The organism is Rhodococcus sp. P1Y (genome assembly GCF_003641205.1).
Lineage (GTDB): Bacteria > Actinomycetota > Actinomycetes > Mycobacteriales > Mycobacteriaceae > Rhodococcoides.
The window spans coordinates 4,920,314-4,941,267 of the sequence record NZ_CP032762.1 but is presented as its reverse complement, the minus strand read 5'-3'; the positions used below and the strand labels follow the sequence as shown (position 1 = coordinate 4,941,267).

At 62.3% G+C, this 20,954-nt stretch carries 22 protein-coding genes; 1 reads left to right on the top strand and 21 read right to left on the bottom strand.

What is annotated here, in order from left to right; all coding sequences use genetic code 11:
- Positions 1 to 36 precede the first annotated feature (36 nt).
- Genes D8W71_RS22740 through D8W71_RS22730 form a run of 3 tightly spaced genes read right to left on the bottom strand, consistent with a single transcriptional unit; the run spans position 37 to position 4,932 of the window.
- A complete protein-coding gene (locus tag D8W71_RS22740; RefSeq protein WP_121116817.1) occupies positions 37 to 3,252 on the bottom strand; it encodes a helicase HerA domain-containing protein in 3,216 nt (1,071 codons plus the stop codon).
- Positions 3,252 to 3,938, bottom strand: coding sequence for a hypothetical protein (locus D8W71_RS22735; protein WP_236077575.1), 687 nt, complete (start codon positions 3,936 to 3,938; stop codon positions 3,252 to 3,254). Before D8W71_RS22735 ends, D8W71_RS22740 begins: the two co-directional genes overlap by 1 nt.
- On the bottom strand, positions 3,928 to 4,932 hold the full coding sequence (locus D8W71_RS22730; RefSeq protein WP_161965500.1) for an endonuclease domain-containing protein: 1,005 nt from the start codon (positions 4,930 to 4,932) through the stop codon (positions 3,928 to 3,930). The genes D8W71_RS22735 and D8W71_RS22730 overlap by 11 nt, the downstream gene beginning before the upstream one ends.
- Positions 4,933 to 5,288: 356 nt before the next feature.
- Here D8W71_RS22730 and D8W71_RS22725 point away from each other — a divergent pair, with 356 nt between their 5' ends.
- Positions 5,289 to 6,386, top strand: a complete 1,098-nt coding sequence (locus D8W71_RS22725) for a DNA polymerase IV (RefSeq protein ID WP_121116813.1) — start codon at positions 5,289 to 5,291, stop codon at positions 6,384 to 6,386.
- Here the strand turns inward: D8W71_RS22725 and D8W71_RS22720 are convergent.
- From D8W71_RS22720 to D8W71_RS22635, 18 genes are all read right to left on the bottom strand, one after another.
- Positions 6,344 to 7,339: an MBL fold metallo-hydrolase gene (locus tag D8W71_RS22720; protein ID WP_121116811.1), complete on the bottom strand. Its 996-nt coding sequence runs from the start codon at positions 7,337 to 7,339 to the stop codon at positions 6,344 to 6,346. The two genes, D8W71_RS22725 and D8W71_RS22720, sit on opposite strands and share 43 nt — an antisense overlap.
- A 128-nt stretch (positions 7,340 to 7,467) precedes the next feature.
- Positions 7,468 to 7,875 (bottom strand): CoA-binding protein, encoded by a 408-nt coding sequence (locus D8W71_RS22715; protein ID WP_121116808.1) that lies wholly within the window; start codon positions 7,873 to 7,875, stop codon positions 7,468 to 7,470.
- 9 nt (positions 7,876 to 7,884) lie between these two features.
- Complete coding sequence (locus D8W71_RS22710; protein ID WP_121116806.1) at positions 7,885 to 8,277, bottom strand: DoxX family protein; 393 nt, start codon at positions 8,275 to 8,277, stop codon at positions 7,885 to 7,887.
- A 36-nt stretch (positions 8,278 to 8,313) separates the two neighbouring features.
- Entirely contained in the window at positions 8,314 to 8,781 is a 468-nt protein-coding gene (locus tag D8W71_RS22705) for a heme-degrading domain-containing protein (RefSeq protein ID WP_236077574.1), read from the bottom strand.
- The gene (mgrA, locus tag D8W71_RS22700; protein ID WP_121116805.1) at positions 8,778 to 9,830 is read right to left on the bottom strand and encodes an L-glyceraldehyde 3-phosphate reductase; all 1,053 of its coding nucleotides are present in this window, start codon (positions 9,828 to 9,830) and stop codon (positions 8,778 to 8,780) included. The genes D8W71_RS22705 and mgrA overlap by 4 nt, the downstream gene beginning before the upstream one ends.
- A 13-nt stretch (positions 9,831 to 9,843) precedes the next feature.
- A complete protein-coding gene (locus D8W71_RS22695; protein ID WP_121116803.1) occupies positions 9,844 to 10,455 on the bottom strand; it encodes a bifunctional 4-hydroxy-2-oxoglutarate aldolase/2-dehydro-3-deoxy-phosphogluconate aldolase in 612 nt (203 codons plus the stop codon).
- Entirely contained in the window at positions 10,443 to 11,186 is a 744-nt protein-coding gene (locus tag D8W71_RS22690; RefSeq protein ID WP_121116801.1) for an IclR family transcriptional regulator, read from the bottom strand. Before D8W71_RS22690 ends, D8W71_RS22695 begins: the two co-directional genes overlap by 13 nt.
- A 32-nt stretch (positions 11,187 to 11,218) precedes the next feature.
- Positions 11,219 to 12,130, bottom strand: a complete 912-nt coding sequence (locus D8W71_RS22685; protein WP_121116799.1) for a sugar kinase — start codon at positions 12,128 to 12,130, stop codon at positions 11,219 to 11,221.
- Entirely contained in the window at positions 12,123 to 13,628 is a 1,506-nt protein-coding gene (locus D8W71_RS22680) for a tripartite tricarboxylate transporter permease (RefSeq protein ID WP_121116797.1), read from the bottom strand. Before D8W71_RS22680 ends, D8W71_RS22685 begins: the two co-directional genes overlap by 8 nt.
- The gene (locus D8W71_RS22675; RefSeq protein ID WP_121116795.1) at positions 13,625 to 14,134 is read right to left on the bottom strand and encodes a tripartite tricarboxylate transporter TctB family protein; all 510 of its coding nucleotides are present in this window, start codon (positions 14,132 to 14,134) and stop codon (positions 13,625 to 13,627) included. The genes D8W71_RS22680 and D8W71_RS22675 overlap by 4 nt, the downstream gene beginning before the upstream one ends.
- On the bottom strand, positions 14,131 to 15,093 hold the full coding sequence (locus D8W71_RS22670; protein ID WP_121116793.1) for a tripartite tricarboxylate transporter substrate binding protein: 963 nt from the start codon (positions 15,091 to 15,093) through the stop codon (positions 14,131 to 14,133). Before D8W71_RS22670 ends, D8W71_RS22675 begins: the two co-directional genes overlap by 4 nt.
- A gap of 165 nt (positions 15,094 to 15,258) precedes the next feature.
- Positions 15,259 to 16,317, bottom strand: a complete 1,059-nt coding sequence (locus D8W71_RS22665) for a YbfB/YjiJ family MFS transporter (RefSeq protein ID WP_442972063.1) — start codon at positions 16,315 to 16,317, stop codon at positions 15,259 to 15,261.
- Positions 16,318 to 16,458: 141 nt separating this feature from the next.
- Entirely contained in the window at positions 16,459 to 16,866 is a 408-nt protein-coding gene (locus D8W71_RS22660) for a VOC family protein (RefSeq protein WP_121119781.1), read from the bottom strand.
- 70 nt (positions 16,867 to 16,936) lie between these two features.
- The gene (locus D8W71_RS22655; protein ID WP_236077573.1) at positions 16,937 to 17,806 is read right to left on the bottom strand and encodes a sucrase ferredoxin; all 870 of its coding nucleotides are present in this window, start codon (positions 17,804 to 17,806) and stop codon (positions 16,937 to 16,939) included.
- Positions 17,803 to 19,062 carry a cupin domain-containing protein gene (locus D8W71_RS22650; protein WP_121116786.1) on the bottom strand — a complete coding sequence of 420 codons (1,260 nt, stop codon included), beginning with the start codon at positions 19,060 to 19,062 and terminating at the stop codon, positions 17,803 to 17,805. The genes D8W71_RS22655 and D8W71_RS22650 overlap by 4 nt, the downstream gene beginning before the upstream one ends.
- Positions 19,059 to 19,313 carry a BatC protein gene (locus D8W71_RS22645; RefSeq protein ID WP_121116784.1) on the bottom strand — a complete coding sequence of 85 codons (255 nt, stop codon included), beginning with the start codon at positions 19,311 to 19,313 and terminating at the stop codon, positions 19,059 to 19,061. Before D8W71_RS22645 ends, D8W71_RS22650 begins: the two co-directional genes overlap by 4 nt.
- 118 nt (positions 19,314 to 19,431) lie before the next feature.
- Positions 19,432 to 20,028: a hypothetical protein gene (locus D8W71_RS22640; RefSeq protein WP_121116782.1), complete on the bottom strand. Its 597-nt coding sequence runs from the start codon at positions 20,026 to 20,028 to the stop codon at positions 19,432 to 19,434.
- 83 nt (positions 20,029 to 20,111) lie between these two features.
- Positions 20,112 to 20,948: a methylamine utilization protein gene (locus D8W71_RS22635; RefSeq protein ID WP_121116780.1), complete on the bottom strand. Its 837-nt coding sequence runs from the start codon at positions 20,946 to 20,948 to the stop codon at positions 20,112 to 20,114.
- Positions 20,949 to 20,954 lie beyond the last annotated feature (6 nt).

Below are 20,954 nucleotides of genomic sequence, written 5' to 3'. Positions count from 1 at the left end.
CGAGCACCTTGTTCGCTCGCAGGCAGCGTCGAGCCACTAGTCGCGTTTGCCGATCGGCTGGTGCGCCAGCTCGATGACTTCCTCTGTTGTCAGAGGGCTTTTAGGGTGATAGCTCAGGCACAGTGGCGCTTGAATTCGGTTGAAGCCTTCCCCTTCGACCGCCGCATAGAACTGTCCGGTCTTCAACCGTCCGATGTCGGTGGCAGAGCTACCCTTCGCGCGCGCCATCTCTTGCGCGGCATCGATCTGGACAGGGCTGTTCAGGAAACCGAAGAACTGCGTCGCCGCGTTGCCAGGGATGCGATTGTTGAGTCCCTTTGGTGCCTGCGTTGCGAACACCAAGCCGAGACCGTACTTGCGGGCCTGCGATGCAAGAGCCAGCGTGCTTTGCGTGCATGCGGTCATCGCGCCCGACGGTGCGAGCGTTTGCGCTTCGTCCATGACGAACAATCCACCGAGCGGCCTCTCGCCTGCTGGGTTCTTCTTGATCCACGCGAACAACGCCATTTGCAACTGATTGACGAAGCTCTGTCGTTGCTCGTCAGATGGAAGTCCAACCATGCTGATCACCGAAATTCGCGCGCGTTTGCCAGAGGAGGGTGTGAGGAGAAGACCTGGGTCGACGGGGGTTCCATCGCCTCCGAACATCGGGTCGTTCACCATCGACGCCCTCAAATTTTGGGCTATGTCCGCCGCGATCTTCTCCGAGTTCTCCAAATCGCTTATGTATTCCGGCAGTTCGGAAAGCAAATCGATGAACTGAACCAGGCTGGCCCCGGAATTCTGGCCGAAGTGTTCGAGAGCCTGACGGAGAACCGCCTGTGCTTGGCTGGCTTTCGCCGTCTTGCCAGCAATGAGTGCCCTCGGTGCGAGTGTGGCTACCGCTGAATCGATTGCCTCGCCGAACTCGTCGGGATAGCCAGCGACACTGGCGAAGTCCGGGAGTGGTTGAAAGCTGATCGGGCGGCCGGCGGAGCGCCGGGGCGTCCAGACCACCACCTCGGTGTTTCGGTGGTACTCCGCCGCACGTGAGATCTCCGTGCTGTCCCAGTGCGGCGGAGGCGTCGGCCAGGCGAGGCCAAGGCGTGCAAGGTCGTTGTTGGGATCCAACACAATTGCGGACACTCCGCGTAATGCGCATTCCTCTACCAGGCGCCGAATCAGGACTGTTTTGCCCGAGCCCGAACCTGCGAAGATCGCCGTGTGCTTACGTAGCGCTTCCAGGTCGATGGAAAGTTGTCCGTCACTGTCGAGGCGTTTGCCTAGCGGAACGTCTCGGGGGTCGACGACGACCTCAGAGCTGGCTTGCGGGATTTGTTCGTCTGAAATGGGATCGACTTCGTCTGTGTCGCTTTCGGAGCCAGCGTTGACGACGCCGTCGCTCGCCACAGTGTGGTCGTCGGAGCTGGTCTCGTCGACCGTGAACAATCCGGACCCTGTTTCCGTCCGGTCTTCGAGAGCGTCGAGAAGCACCTCGATCGCGTGGGCTGGTCGGCGGGAGGTCAACCAAGCGTCGAGTAGAGGCGAGCCGTCATTCAACATGCCGCTGAGGGCGGACAACGATGCCAGTTCGCCTTCGGTGATGCGCAGAGTGCGGCCGCCGGCCTGCTCGAAGTCGTTGACTGCTTGGGCGGTCTTCGGTCCTTTCGACCACGCGACGTTTCGGATGACGAAGAGTTTGCGGCGGGAAATGCCAGTGTGAAGGCCGGCTGTCGTGCATGCGGCACGAAGCCGGTTGAGTACTGCCACTGCGCTTTCCGACGCGATTGCTCGGAACGCCCAGTGCTGTTCGTCCTCGGTGGCTGGATCCAGCTTCTGACGCAGTCGGGCGTGTAGGGCCGGCTTGGCGCTGGGGAGGTTGTCGAGCGAGTAGGCATCACCGACGTCGCCGAGTTCCTTGATCCACGCCGTCAGTCCTGCCGAGAGCAGCGCTGGAACCAGTTTGTCCTCGAACTTGTGGCTCGTGGGGAGATTCGTGGTGGCATCTTTTTGGAGCTGCTCGAACTTTATATCGAGAAGGGCCAGGTCTGATTCGTTGTCTGTACTTTCGCTGACTCGTTCTTGATCGCCGACAAGGTCGGTCAGTTCGAACACTTCGCCCGCTTCGAGGCAGTGCCGAATGTGCTTGTCCACGTTGATCATCAGCTGACGAGGAGTGATGCCCTCTGCTCCGGCGAACGCTACCTTCGATACTGGCCAGGTCGGGTGGGGTGGCGTGAAGCTGAGATGGGCGTATTTCGGCGCGAAGCGCTTCTCCAGTATTTCTTCGGCGATCGATCCCTTGGGCAGTCCTTTGAGGACGGGAGTGAGGCGGAAGCGGTCGCGTACCGTACGGCTGCCTCGTTCTTGGATCAGCTCCCACACGCTTGGTAGGCAAGCGACGACGGACGCCGTTCGACCGAGGTTCTCACGCAATGACATCAGACCGTGTGCGACTTCCTCGATCACCAGGTTGTCCGATGACTCGATGTCGCTCTGTGCGTTGGTCGAGGATCGCGACTGCGCTAGCAGCGTATCGATCTGGTCGACTGCGAGCACCGATGGGCCAGTGGCGGCGAGCAGTCGTGAGATGTCCCGTACGACTTGTTGGGGCGTCAATATCGCCTGTTGTATTCCCCACTGTTCCCGGCCGCCTGGTTGAGCTTCCTCTATCGACTGAAGGAACGCGTTGCCGATGTCGAGGACGCTCAAATCGTTTGTGGCGTAGAGCGTCAGGGCTCTCAGCGTTGCCTGGCTCTGGTTGACCAAACGCGGATGAACTGCGTGCACGGCACCGACGAACTTGTCCAGAGTCTCCGGGGTGAGTTTGTCCTCACCGATGATCGCTCTGCGTTCTGCCCTCGAGATTCGAGTGATCGAGGCCAGCCGCCATAGAAACAGTTTCAGCTGAGTGTCCTGCTCAGGTGCCGGACGGGTGAGGTCATCCAGCATTCCCACGAGTGTGGTCTGCCAGAAGGTAGTCGAATCAAGTAAACCGATCAGAAAAAAGTAGCCACCACTAGTCTGTACGCGCTCGCGGACCTGACCGAGTAGGTGTGTTTTGCCGGAGCCTGCTGTTCCGCGGAGCGCGACACCGATCGGACTGGCGTCAGCGCTCGCTTCAGCGTCGTCGAACGCTTCCAGCATGAGGTTCAACGCCGTGTCGTGCAGCGAGTGCGCGTGCAGTTCGGACTGAGCGCGCCACACGTCGTCGGGTGTCGGGGCCCAGTTGAGCCGGATCGACCGGAGAGCCTTTCGTTCGAGATCGTTCATTATCCCTCGATCGCAATCAGGTGGACCGGTTGACCGCCGATGGTGATCGCGGCGGTTCGGACCGAATCCACAAGCGCTTTTTGGTTCTCTTCGGCAATGAGACTGACGTCCTCGTCTCGATACATGTCGCCGAGTGCTCTGTCCAGCTTGGGTTTCGGAACGTCGGACAGCGCAAGCCGTATGTCTCGTAGTGTTACCCAGGCACCTTTGCGGGTGGCCTGGGACGTGTAGGCCCGACGGATGCGAATATCGATGGGCTCGTCAGGAGCAGGAGAGACACCTCGGGGGGCGGGGGCTGTCTCCCCGGAACTATCGTCGGCCCGCGGAACCTCAACCGGTACTTCTACTCGGAAGACGTCGGAGGGTCGGAGGTCCGCGCGGTCCAGATATCGCTGAAGGCCGGCGAGCACGGCGTACATCCCCCGGGCTTGCGGAGTGGCTCGCGGTGGAGGCCCGCTTTTGAGTTCACGGGCTGCCTCGGCCCAGCCCTTGTCGGTCAATGTGTGAACCATCGGGCGCCGGCTGGAATCGCTGTCGATCAGTCGAAGCCGGTTGAGTTTGTCCCGGCTTTCCTTCTTCAGTTCAGGACCAATTTCCTTCAGACGAGTGTTCGACGTTTCCTCGGCCTGAGCCATGAGCACAAGGAGGATCAGCCTCTCGGTACCGGTCAGTTCGTCACTCGCCACGGGGTGTCCCTTCGATATGTGCAGCGCGGGACTTCGAGTCCCGCTTGATCTTGATGTACTTCTCGATTGCGGAGACTACAGCGGCCACGTCATCGAGAATTTGTGCGTTGGTGAACCGCAAGACGGCGTACCCCTCCAGTTGCAAGACGACATCTCGCGCGTGATCCCGAGCGAATTTCACTCGATGACGGTGGTCTGCGCCGTCGACCTCGACGACGCATTTTTCCTCAGGCCACCTCAGGTCCACGACGATCCGCTCGTGAAGCGACGTGGCTTGGAATGGCTGGTTCCATTCGCGTCCGGTTGCCCATTCGCAACTCGACAGCGCGCGCTCCAGCTTCTTCTCGGCGGCGCTGCCCGGATGCGGGCGGCCCGCTATAGCAGGGACGTAGATGCGGTGTGTGACTACGCGAGTGTCTGTGTGTAGAGGCCCCGTGAATGGCGTGATCGTTCGAACGTGATCCGAACCCATGTCATCAGGACCGACGATCCACACCGCGAAACCACCGTGGTTGGCCAACCACACGCAGCCTCCCACCAACTGAGCCAGCTGTTGAGGACTCTGGTCCGAATCGACACGCACTACGATCGCAACCGCTTGGCGCGCGTACGTAGCGGCGAGCAAACGTCGTAATCCCTCGGCTCGGGTCTGATCGATGAAGCGACGTCCGAGCGGTCGACCATGCAGTGCAGACTCTGCCATTCCCGCCAGGAAGGGGCCGAAGTGCTCGGACTGAGAGGCGAGGTCGAACGACAATGTTCGGGCCGCGAGGAGATCGAGTCGATTGGGCCCATCCAGATTCTCACCGCCGGAAAGCCATGCAGGAAACAACTGGCGGACTGCTGTTTCGAGGTCGCCGAGGACCGTCGAGACGACTGTGTGCTGTGATCCGATCTCAGAGAGCTCGATCGAAACCACGGCAGGCGCGTCGTCGGGAAGTGGATCGAGAGATGCGGAGATGTGGTGCTCGTCGACGCCGCGCAGCAGTGTCACGCGAGAATCCTGGATATGGGCATACCAACCGGGGCCATGCCGTGAACTCAACGAGACCCCCACCTTCGACTTGATGCGCCCCGATCCGCGTGCCCACACCCTGCGGGGAGGCATTCGAGGCGGCCAGGCCATACGTCGATCACCATTCTGACACGGCCGAGGGCCCTGCGCAGTCAGTGAAATCGGCGCCATCCCTCCGATCTGCACAGACGTCGAAGGCGCACAGCCAATTTCATTCACGTGACCGACTGAAACGTCTTCCGCTGACCCCCGTCGACATCGAGGTTGTGCCGCTGAATCGGCCGATTCGGCGACATAACCTCGAACTCGGCGGGTAGCGGGGGCACAATGACCGCATGACGTTGCCCATGCGCCGACGGTGGGTGCTGCATGTCGACATGGATCAGTTCATTGCCGCCGTCGAGGTGCTGCGCAATCCGGACCTGATAGGTAAGCGGGTGGTCGTCGGCGGTCGGGGTGATCCGACCGAACGCGGAGTGGTGTCGACGGCGTCCTATGAAGCGCGGGCATTCGGTGTGGGGTCCGGGATGCCGCTGCGCGTGGCGGCGAAGAAGCTCCCCGACGCCATCTTCCTACCTGTCGACGGTGAGGCGTACACGGCGGCGTCGAATGTCGTCATGGATGCTCTTCGCAGCCTGGACGTAGTCGTCGAGGTCATGGGTTGGGACGAGGCGTTTCTCGGGGTCGAAACGGAAGATCCGGTCGAATTCGCGCGCCTCGTACACGACACGGTGTTCGAAGCCTCCGGCCTGCATTGCTCGGTTGGCATCGGTGACAACAAGTTACGGGCGAAGATCGCCACCGATTTCGGCAAGCCTCAGGGAATCTACACACTCACAGCAGAGAACTGGTTCGATGTAATGGGGGAGCGCCCGACCGAGTCGCTGTGGGGGATCGGCAAGAAGACCGCGAAAAAGCTTGGCACACTGGGGATCGCGACGGTATCCGATTTGGCTGCAACCGGTGACGAGGTGCTTGCGGCGACCTTCGGGCCCAAGACCGGTCCCTGGATCGGCACCAAGGGTCGCGGCGTCGATCTCTCGCCCGTCTCCGCCGAGCCATGGATCGCGCGCTCGCACAGTCGCGAGACCACGTTTCAACAGGACCTTGCCGATTGGGGCATGGTTACCGACGAAGTGCGTGCTCTGGCGTCGAGGGTTCGCGACGATCTGCTTGCCGAGGGCCGAAAAGCTGTGCGTGTCACGCTGAAAGTCCGGTACAAACCTTTCGAAACCCACACCACCACCGCACCACTCGCGAGTCCCACATTCGATCTCGACGTAATCTCCGATGCTGCGGCCGCACTCGTCGATCGATTCGACCACTCTCGCGAAGTACGGCTGATGGGGGTGCGGCTGGAAATGACTCCGCCAGCGAACCCGCCCGGCACTCAGACTTTGGCGAACACAGCAGGCGAGGAACCCGGAATCTGAGCGACCAGGTTGCGTGTCACCAGATGCCGCAAGTGAGCGGCGGCTTCCGACAGCGCCATGGTCTTTCCCATGGGCGATATATCGGCCCACGGCTTGTACCACTTCATTCGCTCGGCGACCTGCCAGACGGTGATCTCGTCGTCACCGAAAGCTTGGTAGAGGTGGTCGAGTCGATCCTCGTGATGTTCGACGAGTTCGAGTGCGCGGCCGGATACATTGTCGATGGCGATGCCGTGCGCGCCGAGGCCACGCGTGACGTTCATCGACTGCACCCGTCGCAACGAATCCATGAACTCGGCGAGCGCGTCGCGCTCTTCCAAGGGATAGACGAAGTTGCCCACGTGCGGCGTCGTCTTCTGCAACACATGGTCGCCGGTGAACATCACGTCGGAATCGGGCAGGTAGAAGCACACGTGACCGGGAGTGTGGCCTGGTGTGGAGACAACGCGCAGCTCACGTCCAGTCAACGCGATGGATTCACCGTCGACGAGTACGCGATCCGGTGCAGATTCCGGCCCGGTGGGAGCGTTCAGGCCTACCCCGTGCCATGCGGCGATGTCAGCCTCCGACGCACCGGCAGCGAGCATGTTCGTGCGTTCTCGTTCGAGCCACTGCTCGCTCCTGGGGGCGGTCATGTCGGCGAACTGAGAATGATCCGCCTGGTCCATGGCGATCCACGCGCCCGACGCTTCGCGGACGCGACCACACAACCCGATGTGGTCGGGATGAAAATGCGTCAGGACCACGCCCTCGACGTCGGACACAGAGTGACCGATTGCTTCGAGGCCCGAGGTCAGGCCGTCCCAGGCGTTGTCGTCGTCCCAGCCGGCGTCGACCAGCACGAGGCCGCCGGGAGACTCCATGGCATAAACGAGCGTGTGGCCGAGCGGGTTGTTGGTGATCGGTACCGGAATCTGGAATATCCCGTCACCGATCGCAGCTGCGTCGCTCATGGCACACCTCGTTGCTTGGTCCAACTAACCGAGTACTACGCAGTCCATACTGACCGTCTGCTCAGTCGTGCTTTCAGGGGGGTACGGATCGTGCAGGGTCCGCCGATGTGAGGTTCCGGTAAGCAGCGCTAGCGCCGACGCCATTCGATGGCTGGGCACGTGTCCATCACCATCGGTACACCCGCGGCGACGGTTCGATCGAAGGCGGCTTTATCGATGACTCCGAGTTGAAACCACACCGCCTTGGCGCCAACTGCGACCGCCTCGTCTGCGAACTGGCCTGCCGAGTCCGACCGGCGGAACACGTCGACGACATCGATGGCGAATGGTACGTCGGCGAGTGTTGCGTAACCTTGCTCACCTAGAACCGTCGGGGCACTCGGATGAATCGGAACGATACGTTTTCCGCGTTGCTGCAGCAGCGCTGCAATCTCGTACGCGGTGCGGTGAGGGTTGCCGGACAGTCCGACGATCGCCCAGGTCTCGAGCTCGTCGAGCATCAGGTCGACGGACGTCTTTTCCTGCCACGAGGTCATGAGAAAACGCTACACCCGCGTCGACTTCGATCGCCAGGCGTCCGTGCACCACAGGGCCCACAGAATCAACAGGGGTTGAAAGAGGAGTCGGATGCCGCGAGCTGAGTCTGTATCCAGCCCGAATGCATCGGTGTGCGTGAGGAATTGGGAGATGTTGCCGGGGAAGACTGCCAAGAAGAACGCTGCGACGACCCACCCGATCATCGCACGGCGGCGGACGAGGAAGACCAAAGCAAGACCGAGAACGATCTCGACGACGCCCGAGGCGAGCACGACGAAGTCGGCGTCGAGCGGAACCCAGGTCGGCACCTGCGCTTGAAACTCGGAGCGCGCCCAGAACAGGTGGCTCAGGCCCGCGAACACCAGGAACGCTCCGAGCAGAATGCGAGCAGCTGACTTCATGCCTCCATCGTGCACCATGTCGGCGCACCGCGGTGGTCAGAAGTCCCGAGAGTACGCCTTCAGCTGGTCCATCACGAAAGCGTGATCGTCGCGGTGGGGGAGCCCGGATACACCGACGTATCCAACGATCCCGACGCCTCGCACGTTGATCGGCACCACGCCACCCGCTGCAGCGAATTTGTCGGCGGGAAGCCGTGATTGAGTATCGAAGTCGCGGCCGGTCGCGAGGAAGAACTCGAGCACGCCCAGCGAACTACGTCCGTACCGTCTCGCGGCCCCCAACTTACGAGCAAGCCAATGGTCGTTTTCCGGGTAGGCGCCGGGCAGCGCCGCGTGAAACGCGCGCTGTTGGCCATGCATGATCCCGATGACCAGCGGTAGACCTTGCGCCGCGGCAGCATCGCGCATCTGACTGCCGAGCTTCCAGACGTCGTCGTAATCGAAGGTGTCGAAACGCACGGCCTGCTCGTCGGCGGTGACGGCCTCCAAGTCCGGTGTGCTCATGCGGTGGAAGACGCGAGCCAGATGTTCAGTTCGCCGTCTACGGCGAACTGGTCGATCTCGGCCAACTCGTCGTCGGTGAACTCCGGGCCGCGCAGCGCGAGCACACTGTCCGCCAGCTGACTTGGACGGGAAGCGCCCACGAGGACCGACGAAATGTGCGGAGTCCGAAGCACCCACGCCAGAGCCATCTGCGCGAGCGGTTGTCCGCGACGCTCAGCGATCATGTTCAATGCCGAGACATTCTGCAGATTCTTTTTCGAGAGCATGCCGTCGCGCAGAGTTTTTCCCTGTGTTGCACGTGAACCCTCGGGAACTCCGTTCAGGTACTTCGTCGTGAGCAATCCCTGGGCGAGCGCCGAGAATGCAATACACCCCACGCCTTCGTCGGAGAGGACGTCCAACAGTGACGGTTCGCCGTCCTCCACCCAACGGTTCAACAACGAGTACGAGGGTTGGTGGATCGCCAGTGGGGTGCCGAGTTCTTTCAGCAGCCGTGCCATTTCGACAGTTCGGGCTGCGGAGTACGACGAGATCCCGGCGTAACGGGCCTTGCCCGAACGGACAGCGGTGTCGAGCGCACGAGCTGTCTCTTCCAGCGGTGTGTTCGGGTCGTACCGGTGGCTGTAGAAGATATCGACGTAATCGAGCCTCAGGCTGGTGAGGGAATGTTCGAGGCTGCCGAGCAGGTACTTTGCGCCACCGCCGCGGCCGTACGGGCCAGGGAAGAAGTCGTATCCAGCCTTCGTGGATACGACGATCTCGTCGCGCAATCCTGCAAAATCCTCGGACAGGATCCGACCGACGTTCTTCTCCGCCGACCCAAGTGGGGGACCGTAACCATTTGCGAGATCGAAGTGCGTGATCCCGAGATCGAATGCAGCGCGGACGATGTCGCGCTGGTTCTGAATCGGGGTGTCGTCACCGAAGTTGTGCCACATTCCGAGCGAAACCGCGGGTAGCAGCAGCCCGGATCTTCCGACGGGTCGGTAGTCCATAGTGTCGTAGCGTGTCGGCGCCGGGGTGTAGGCGTCGTTGAGGAGGGACGGCATGGCGGTGTAACTCCTATCGAGATACGAAAAGGTCTGTGAGAAGTTCGATCTGGGTGTCGTCTTCGAGCGCGGAACCGACAGCGACGACATGTGCGCCGGCGCCCAGATACTGGGCCGCGTTCCGCGCGTTCATCCCGCCGGTTGCAACGAAGCGCATCGAGGGAAACGGACCCTTCATGGCCGAGAACCAGTCGGGCCCCAGCACGGAAGCCGGGAAAGCTTTGACCCATCCGAGACCGAAGGACGCTGCATTCTGCACGTCTGTGCCGGTGGCGACGCCGGGAAGGTGGGGCATCCCGGCGTCCATACTCGCCTGAGCAACGGCGGGGTCGAAACCAGGCGCCACGGTGAACGACGCTCCTGATTCTCTCGCTGTTACAACGTGTTCCGGCGTGACGACAGTTCCAGCGCCGACGGTCATGCCGCGCTCGCGCGCGGCGTGTGCCACTGCGACCAAGGCGGCCACGGCGGCGGGGGACTGAATGGGTACTTCGATACAGGTAAGACCGGCGTCCCATCCGCGGTGGGCGAGTTCGACGGTTCGAGCGGGGGAGAACCCCCGCAGAATTGCCATCACCGGTGCAGGAGAGAATGCCTGGTCGAACCAGGTGTTCATGGTCTCCATCCGAGCTCCTTCGATACGTTGTCGGTCACTGCGCGTAGATCGGGCAGCAGTAGTTCGAGGGCCGAGAGATCGGCGCGACCCTTGAGGGCGGTAATGGACACGGCGGCCACGACACGATTGCTCGCGTCGCGGACCGGCATCGCAACGCAGTTGACGTAGTCCTCGTATTCGGCGTCGTCGACGGACCACCCGCGTTCGGCGACGACCGCGAGTTCGGAGTCGAAGCGTGCGCGGGAGGTGATGGTCGTCGATGTGTGCTTGTCGTAATCCGCTGCGGCCATGACGGAGTCGACCACATCGGGAGTCTGAAAGGCGAGAATCGCTTTGCTGACTCCGGCTGTATGCAAACACACCGATGCACCGATCTGTGAGAACAGCTTGATCATGCCCGGCTGTTCGATCTTGTCGACGTAGATGATCCGTCGCCCCTCCAAGGCCGCCAGGTGGATGGTGTGAGAGCACAGTTCACCCAGCCCTACGAGGTAGGGCCTGGCGACGTTGGCGAAGTCGAACTGCTCGCGCGCCGCGTTGGCAAGGCCGGCAAGGCGATACCCGACGCTGTACTTGCCGTCGTCGCGTTTACGTGTGAGCCCGTAGTCGGTGAGCGTCTGAAGAACGCGAAGAGCTGTAGACCGGTGTACATCCAGATGAGCTGCGATCTCGCTCTGAGTCCGCGGTGCGATGGCAACGAACTCCAGGATCTCGACGGCGCGTTCCACGCTCTGCGACATTGACTGCTCCTTCGAAAGTGGTCGGGGTCCGGTCAGACATCGAGACCAGCGGCGGGAACGAAATCGTTGATACTCGACAACGCCCGTGCAGCGAGATCATGGCCCATGGACAGGCGTCCGTGCGCATCCTTGCCGTTCGACAGCCCCGACAAGTATCCCGCAGCGAAGGCGTCCCCTGCACCAACAACCTCGACCACGTCCACATCGTGAGCGGCGACGAACACCGACCCGGTAGCCGTGAACTCGGTTGCGCCGACGTCACTGTCCTTCACCACAAGGGTGGCCGTCGGATGACGATCCATGTCCAACATCGTTGCGATCGAACTCGCACTTGTCGTTCCCCACAATTCGGCAGCTTCGTCTCGTCCCACGAACACGATGTCCGCGCGTCGAGCCAGATCGAGTAGGACAGGGGAGGCACGTTCGATTCCCCAGACGCCACGTCGATAATTGACATCGAACGAGACTCGGGTCGTCGACCCGTCGCAGATCTCGAACAACGCCTGCATCATCGCAGCGCACGATTCGGACAGGCCTGGATTGATCCCGGACACATGGACAATGGACACTTCGCGCAGCGGCAACCGCTCGAGCGTTGCCGGCGACATCAGGGACGCGGCGGATCCGCGGCGGTAGTAGTGCACTGTTGTGACGCCGTTGTCGGGATCCTTGAAGTAGACACCGGTCGGGGCGTTGTCGAGCCTGGTGACGTACGAGGTATCTACCCCGTGCGCAGCGATCTCCTCGATGATCCGAGTGCCCAGCGGATCGTTGCCCACATGGCTGGCCCATGCGACGTCGTGTCCTTGCTCGGCCAGGTACAGAGCTACCGTCGATTCCGCGCCACCCATGTGCACGGAGAACAGGTCGGCCGAGACCAGCGGTATCGCATCGACAGGTGCCACCAAGGTCATGGTCTCGCCGATACACAGAATGTCAGGCATCGACGCTGTCCTTCCCCTTGCGTCGAAGGCCCCTCTTCAGGCTGCTGGTGATGTACGGTCCGAGCACTGCGAGTGCGCTGAGAATCAGCAGCCCGAGCGCGATCCCGCTGGTGTAGATGGCCGCTGCACCGTCGATCAGGAATGCGCGGCGGATATTGCTCTCCGCGAGCGGTCCGAGGATGAGCCCAAGGACCAAAGGACCTGCGGGAAATCCGTTGCGTCGCAGCACCAAGCCGAGAAGACCGAAGACCAGCATCAGTCCGACGTCGAACGCGCTGTTCTGTACGGCGTACGTACCCACCATGCAGAACGTGATGATGACCGCCCATAGGTACTTCTGCGGTAGATCGAGAAGCTTGATCACCCCGCGCATACGGACGAGTGCCAGGGCCAACGCTGCGAACGTCGCGAGCAGCATGATCGCGGCGAGGCTGTAGACAAGATCCGGGGAGTCGACGAACAGTGCAGGTCCTGGTTGCAGGCCCCAGATGACCATCGACCCGATCATGACCGCCATGACTGCATCGCCGGGCACTCCGAGAGCGAGTGTCGTGGTGAGAGATCCGCCCATCGTCGCCGTGCTTGCGGTATCCGCAGCGGCGAGGCCTTCCAAGGATCCTTTGCCGAACTTCTCCGGCGTCTTGGACGCACGGCGTGCCTGGTCCCACGAGACGATTCCGGCGATGTCGCCACCTGCGGCGGGGACTACACCGACTACTGCGCCGACGCCGGATCCGATGAGTGCCGGCTTCACGAGCTCGCGTCGTTCAGCCTTGTTGGGCCACCACTTGCCGAGTTGGGTGATCGGAGTGGGAACGAGAGTCGGGTGACGGCTGATCATTTGATTGAAGACCTCGGCTATGCCGAACAGACCGACGATCGCGGCAATGAAGGGAATGCCCGAGCTCAGTTCGTTCAGCCCGAAGGTGAATCGGCCGTCGCCGGTGATCGGGTCTCGGCCGATGGTGCCGAGAAGCAGGCCGAGGATACCGGCGAACAAACCCTTGACAACGCGTCCGCCGGATACGCCGATCATCATCGTCATACCGAACACGACGAGCGCGAACATCTCTGCCGGTCCGAACCGTAGCGCCACACTTGCTATGGGCTGGGCTGCGAAGACGAGAATGCAGATGCCGACGACGGAACCGACCGCGGATACCAACGCCGAACTGGTGAGGGCGATTCCGGCGCGTCCCTGCTTGGCCATCGGAAAGCCGTCGAACGTGGTTGCGATGGACGCAGGTGTACCAGGGGTGTTGATGAGGATCGATGGGACACGATCGCCGAATTGCGCTGCGACGTAGATCGAGAGCAGCACCGACAGGCCCTGAAGCGGTTCGAGCGTGAGGGTGAACCCGGCCGCGAGGGCTACGGCCATTGCGGCCGTGATGCCGGGGACAGCTCCGACCAGTGTGCCGAGCAGAACTCCGACGATCAGACAGACACCGATGCTGGGATCCAGCAGCGCATCGAGTCCTTCGATCACCGCGTTCACAGCGGAACCTGCAGCAGGAGGCCGAAAACCGCCCACAGGATGACTGTGGTTATCACTGGAAACACAACGAGAGCCTTGACTCCTCGACCGCCAGAGATGGCAGTGAGACCGGCGAGCAGAACGACGGTGACTGCCCGGAAATCGAAGTATTGCCAGGCAAACCCGTAAACGACGATCAGAGCAAGTGTCGCGACGAGTGCGAATGCGCCGGCTTTCGTGATGGGCGGTTCGTCGGAGGAGATACGGCTGACGACTGCTTGAAGCAGAAGAATCAGTCCGATGACCACCATCGACACTGCGAGTGCCGTCGGCCACCACCGTGGTCCGAACGATTGCCCAACACGTGCTACAACGATCGCGTTGGAGAAGAAATACACCGCAATACCAAGGGCAACTACGACGAGTCCGATGGCGAATTCGTAGGTCTTGCTGTTGGGCGGTTTTTGCTCGTGCTGTGCGTGTTCCGGTACGTCCGCGGTGCTTACGGCAATGTCCTGGGTAGTCATTCCTGGGCCGCCAGCTGCCCGAATCTGTCCGACTCGCTGTCGACGAACGTGGTCGCCTCGTCAGCCGAGCGGTACAGGGGAAGGTTGCCCCCGGATTCGATCAGTTCGGTGTATTCGGCTGTGCTGGAGGCTGACTCGATAGCATCTTCCAGCCGGGTGGCGACCGCGTCGGGCAGTCCGGTGGGTGCGGCAATGACCGCCCAGCTGCCGATCACGACATCGAGGCCGAGCTCGGTGGCTGTAGGGACGCCAGGCAAGGCCGGTGCTGGATCTTCGGTGAACACGGCGAGGACGCGTAGGCGTCCGTCTGCATGTGCCGGAGCGGTTTCTCCGATTCCTGCAACAACTGCGTCGACCTGTGATCCGACCGCTGCGGTGACCGCGGGCGCACCACCGTCGAACGGAACCCCGGTGAATTCGACGCCGGCGACCCGGCCGAGTTCGAGGGCGCCTGCCTCCCATATGGATCCGGGGCCGGCGTTCGAGACGGTGATAGCGCCGGGGTCGGACTTGGCTGCGGTGATCAGATCGTCGAGGGTCTGGAACGGGCTGTTCGCCGGAACTGCGATCGTGCCCGGTTGTGAGTTGACTTGGCCGAGAAAGTCGTACGCTGCTGGGTCGATCGAGTATCCCTGGTGGCCGAGCAGGCTCACCTCGACAGGGAGGACGCCGATGGTGTAGCCGTTCGCGTCCTGGTCGGCAAGATATTGCATCCCGATCGATCCTGCGCCGCCCGGTCGGTTCTCGACGATCACGCTGACACCGAGGTCGGCTTCCATTTGCTTGCCGAGAGTTCGTGCCGTCAGATCGGTCGCTCCACCTGCTGCGGTCGGGGTGAGCAAGGTGATGTTTCCGCTGGGGAATTCCTCGTCCGAGGACCCGCCTCCAGAACGATCGGCGCAACCGGTCGCAGTTCCGATCAAGATCAACGCTGCCGCGCTGCCGGCGAGGGTGCGCATCTGACGTGTGTGTGAAGTGACCAAGGGTTTGCCTCCGAGTGAATGTGTTGCACTGTGTGCAACACTGTTGCTCTGCGTGCACCTACAGTAACGCACGTGTGACTCGGGGCATAGCAAATCTTTACTTTGGCGCGGATCACATCCTGGGTGACCCGTGTGCGAGCTCTATGCGTGCTGCAACCGTGTAGCGACAACCGCCGCCGTAGTTCCGAGAGCTAGCACGACAGCTGCGACCACGAATGCAACGGTGTAAGAATCGCCGAGGGCAGGCGCCACCACGAGCGGACCGAGCACTTGTCCGACGCCGTAGACCGCGGTCAGGGTCGCAGCGGTTCGTCCGATCGGCAGTCCTCCGGCCGTGGAGAGCGTCATCATCGTGATCCCCATGAAGGTGGCCCCGAACAGCACTGCGGAGACGACGGCCACCGCGGAATTCTCGGTCAACGCAGGTAGCAGCGCCGAGACTGTCTGGAGGGCGAATGCTGCCACGAGCGCGCGGCGCATCTGAACTCGTCGGCACACCGCTTGCCACACGATGGTCGCGGGCACGGCGGCCAACCCGACGACGATCCATACCGCCGGTCCGACGGCCGAATTTCCGTGGCCACCGGCTGCAGCCACGAGGAACGTTCCTACGATGATGTAGCCGAGGCCTTCGAGGAAGTAGGCGATCAGGAGCACGCGCCAGATCTGTCGCTGCCGAGGTGAGGGACCCGAGTCATGTTCGGACAAGCGAGATTCGGCGCGGATTTGCAGCGTCAGAGCTGGAGCGATGAGGACTGCAGTCAGGACCGCTGACGCAATCCATAGCTGCTGCCACGAGAGGTGCTGCGCTGCAACGAGTGTGAGCACGCCCGATGCGGCGATTCCGGCGCCGACGCCACCGAACGTAATGCCGGGGGATGAGCCGATCTGACGTGCCACCGTGCTCGCGCATGCAAGGAACACTGCAGCGCTGGCCAATCCAGCGATGAGACGTAGTGCAGAGAACGCTGGGATGTTGTCGACGAAGGCCATCGCGATCTCACTGAGCACCAGGACGAGTGCCCATGCGCGGAACGCCGCGGTGCTGTTGAGGCCGGGCCGCACTGACAGGAGCACGGCACCCAGAAGGTATCCCGCATAGTTCGCCGTAGCGATGACGGCGCCGCTGCTCGGCGTCACGTTCGCCGAATCGATCATGATCGGAAGGATGGGAGTGAATACAAATCTACCTACGCCCATAGCTGCGGCAAGCCCTGCAGCAGCGGCGATGGATACTCGACGCCCGTCCAGTTCGTTCACTCAGCTAACGGTACCCTCGGCCCTATGTGAACGAAAATACATAGTCCGCTATGTATTTTCGCTCACGTGGCGCGGAGCTGCCTACCCCGAAATGTTGACGAGCCAGTTGATTCCGAACTTGTCGGTCAACATTCCGAAGGTGTCGCCCCACGGGGCTTTGTCGAGGCCCATCGTGTTCTGAGCGTCGACGGCGAGCTTGTCCCAGTAGCCGGTCAGCTCGGCTTCGTCCTCGCCGCTCAGTGAGACGGAGATGTTGTCGCCGACGTTGAGGTTCATGCTGGCCGGTGTGTCGGAGCCCATCAGGGTCAAGCCGCTCGGTGACTCGAGCTGGCCGTGCATGATCTGGTCCTTTTCGACGGGATCATCGCTTGCACCGAAGTCGGCGAAGGTGTTGAGAATCAGTTCACCGCCGAACACTCCCTTGTAGAACTCCATGGCATCCCGTGCGTTGCCACGGAAATTGAGGTACGGATTCAGTCGGGTGGGCATGGTTGTCTCCTCGTCGAAGGGTGCGACGATCATCGTAGAACCTCGCCGACCGGGCCGCGCAGAATTCGACCTAGGCCATGGACACCAGACGATACGTCCGGACGCTCCCGGGTCGCGTAGCGCTACACGTCGTCGTGATGGGTTCGGATACGCCCTCCTCCAGTACGACGGTCACCGAGTGTCGATCGTGGTCGAGGACGATCGTCCAGCGGTTGTGGTCACGGTGAGTCGAAATTGGATGAAGCGTATCGATCCTGTTGTCGCCGAGCATGCGTCGGGCATGATCCTGAGCGACTTGAACCTCGGCGGACAAAGAACTCCGCCCGCGGAGGAACTGAGGTTCGACCAAGCCACGTCGATGGGCATCGACGATCGACGGAGCATCGGACTCGTCGACGTTCCCGTAATACAACCCCTCGGGGAACACGATCATCGTGCCGGCGAATCGGTCTCCGCCCAGATGGGAACACTCCCACGTCAGATCTGCGTATCTATCGGTCAGCGCAGGAATCACCTGACGTCCGCGGACTGCGCAACATTTGTCGTGCAGGCCGTGTGTACAGACCGCCACGATCGGAACGTTCGACGATGTCCCGGACGATCCATCCAGGGGGACGTCGAGTACGTCCGCGGGTGCGTCGACCTCGCCCCAGTGAATACTCGTCGAACCGACCCGGGAATCGACGATGGCCCAGCGCCACCTGCCCTCACCGCGAGCCCGTCCTGGCCGGCGAATGGCGAGAAGACGCATGTCCGCAGACTCCACGTGACGAGCGATGCGGAGGCCCAGTGCAGGATCGAGTGTCTTGTGCGAGTTCAGGAACGCCGAATGTCCCCATGGGCCATCGACTTCCAGCAAGAACCACCGCAACCCGCGTGACCCGCTGCCTGGAAGCGAATCCCCGCGTTCACGCGCAGCGTTGCTGCAGGGCAGTGTCACGACGCGGGGACCACGATGCCTTCGCGGAGGAGACGTCGGGCCACCACGATGGCGCTGTCGGTGTCGAGCCCGACCAGATCTCCGACGCGACAGGGCTTTCCGGTCTGAAGCTGAGCGATCGCATCGGCGGCTTCGATCGGCAGCGAGACGGTCTTTGCACGCAGCGTCAGGTGGATCGTGGTGGAGTCGCGGCTGACCGACGCAGCGAGCCCCTGGCGCCAGACGACCTGGCTGTCGGCCGAGATACCCGTCATGAACGCAACCGTCCGAAGCGGATTCACCGGTTCCGGACGAGTTATGTCGGTGAGCCGCGCGCCAAGTCGTTCCGCGATCGAGCGTTGTGCTGTGGTGTCCCCGCGGAGTTCGTCGAGCAGCGACGCAAGGTCGTCGATGATCCGATCGACGTGAGGCAGTACCGCGTCCGGATCGTTCAGATCGATACCTGCCGGCAGCGGCTGGCGCAGGTCGGCGTCTGTCGCAAGCATGTCGAACACTTGCCGCGCGACGTCGTACCGATTGAACGATGCGACTCCGACTGTGAGATGAATCGTCGTGTCGCCCAGTGCCTCTGCGGAGTGGATCCAGCCGCGGGGTAGGTAGAGCGCGTCGCCGGGTCGTAGGACCGTATCGACCGCAGGGGTCTCACGCGCTCGGTTCTCCACGTCCGATCGCCGGTCTGACCACGGCTGATTCGACAGCGGATGCGTGTGCACGGGCGGATGAAGGATCCACCTCTTCTCGCCACTGACCTGGAGCACGAACACGTCGTGTACGTCGTAGTGAGGTGAGAACCCTTTGCTCGACGCGGGCGTCACATAGGCGTTGACCTGCGCCGGATGGCCGATGTCATCGACGAGGTCTCGCACGAAATCTATGAGCGGTGGCCACAAGCGATGCAGACCTTGCAGCACGAGGGTATGACCGCTGGCGAATGCGGACAGCACAGCTGCCGAATCCAGTTGATCGGTCATCTCTGCGCCGAACCCGCCGGAGGCCGTGAATTCCGACCTGTCCAGAAGTGCACCGTCTTTGGCCATGCGAGCGAATGGTGTACGAACACCTCGGTGCGAGACGAGTTCGTCGACGGCCTCGACGGTCATCAGATCGTCGAAGGACTGGACCAGTTCCCCTGCGCGAGACAGCAGCGGCGCGCGGCCCCAGTACTCCTCGATGAACGTGCGTTCGTCCACCGAGACCAAACGACCGAGCGCGGACCGGTTCTCCGGTCCGCGCTGGTCGGGATGAACGACGCTCAAGCCGTGCCGTCCGCACCGCCGTCATGGCCGTCGGGGTTCGAGCCGCCATCGGCTGGACCTTCGCCGGATCCAGCAGTGCCGTCTGCGCCGCCGTCATGGCCGTTGGGGTTCGAGCCGCCGTCGGCTGGACCTTCGCCTGGGCCCGCGGTGCCGTCTGCGCCGCCGTCGTGGCCGTTGGGGTTCGAGCCGCCGTCCGCCGGGCCTTCGCCGCCGGATCCGCTCGTGGTGATGTCGTCGTCGTTGATGCTCATCGAATGCCTTTCGGTCGACGTAACTGCTTCAAAACGAGGGGCTGCCTCGCTCCGAACACGGATTGACAGTTCGCCGAGCTTTCAAACACTTCTGCACGAGAGAACTGGTTTGTCCGATTCATGGCACGAAGATGGTCGCCGACCGGGTTATGGCCTGGGCAAGATAGGTGTCAGCATCGATGTCGAACGGAGACGAGTCGATGCCGCGCCTGATCGTGTCGAGATAACGATCGGCCGGCGTTCCGCGCTCACGCACCGAGGAACTGGTGACGGTGACAGCTGGCGTTCCGTTGATGTCGGGAAGGCGCAGCAGGGCGTCGTACTTCCCACGGAATGTGTCGCCTTGTGTGTCGATCTGCAGGACTGCGCAGGTCCCCACGGCGATGGAGTCGGGCGCGACGAGAGGTACCGCCTCCACAGCGTTCTCGATTGCTGCGAGGTGGGCGAACTGGCTGTCTTCGATCAAGTAGGCGTGCGCGAGGGATCGTTCGCTGCCGATCTCGGGTGACACGAATGCAGACGAGCCGGTCCATCGCTGGGAAACGCCCGCGAAGTAGAGCGCGTGATCGATCCACAACCAGCGGTCCTCGCTCGGAAGCCCTGTCCACGGCGCAGACGGATGTGCACCGAACGGGCCCGTGGCGTCGGATCCGGTCAGGTAGGAGTGGAACCGTTCGGCCAGCAGATTGGACCCGTAGGAGACGTACCAGATCATGGGTCGAAGTGTAAGGCGCTACGCGCAGGCGAGTAAAAATGCATACCCTGCATGCGTTTTCACTCACCTGCGGCGTTGAGCGCTTAGATCAGTGCTGTGCTTGCGAAGGCAGCGAGGCCGATCAGAACCGCACCTGTCAGAGCTTGAACTCGACGGTCGATGACGCACATCAGAGACAGAAAGCCGGGCATCGATCCGCCGCGGCGGGTGTGAACGATGGCGAGGGCGCTCGGCATGCACCGCCCGAGCGACACCGTCACGAACATTGCCGCGCCCAGCGCGGGCGATCCGGCTGCCGCCACACCAAGCGCCATCAAGTAATACGCACTCGAACGGATATAGATGAGAAATCCCGGCCCGATGATGGCGCCGAACAGGGCCGAGACCTTCCATGGTTCCATGGTGCGGCGCAGGTGCCTGGGCAACTGCTGTCGACGCATCGGCGTCGGCATCCGCACGAGACCCAATTCGTGGAGACCGTAGGCGAGAGCTAGAACCGCCCACACGCCGAACAGAGAGGCGACGGGGACCGATCCCAACACGACGCCGCCGAGTGCGCCAATCGCCCCACCCGTCACCGAACCCGTGGTGATCGACCCGAGTGCGTGCCAGCCAAGGCGACGGACGGGCGTCGAGGACCCCGTGCGGCCTGGTTGCTTCGGAGCGACGACGACGCCCGCTACGGACATGCCACACGTCGACCAGTTGGCGGCAAGTGCTGTGACAGCCCCGGCCGCTACGACGGCTCCAGTCATGCCGGATGCAGCCGTGGGGGAGAGTACCAGCGCGGCGCCTGTCCCGATTGCAGCCGCGGCCGCGACCAGGACTGTGCGAGTTGCGATGCCGACCGAACTCTGCAGGGTCGGTCTGATCTGGGGCATATCGTGTTGCAGCGCAGTGTGATCGATCATTGTTGTCATCTGTTA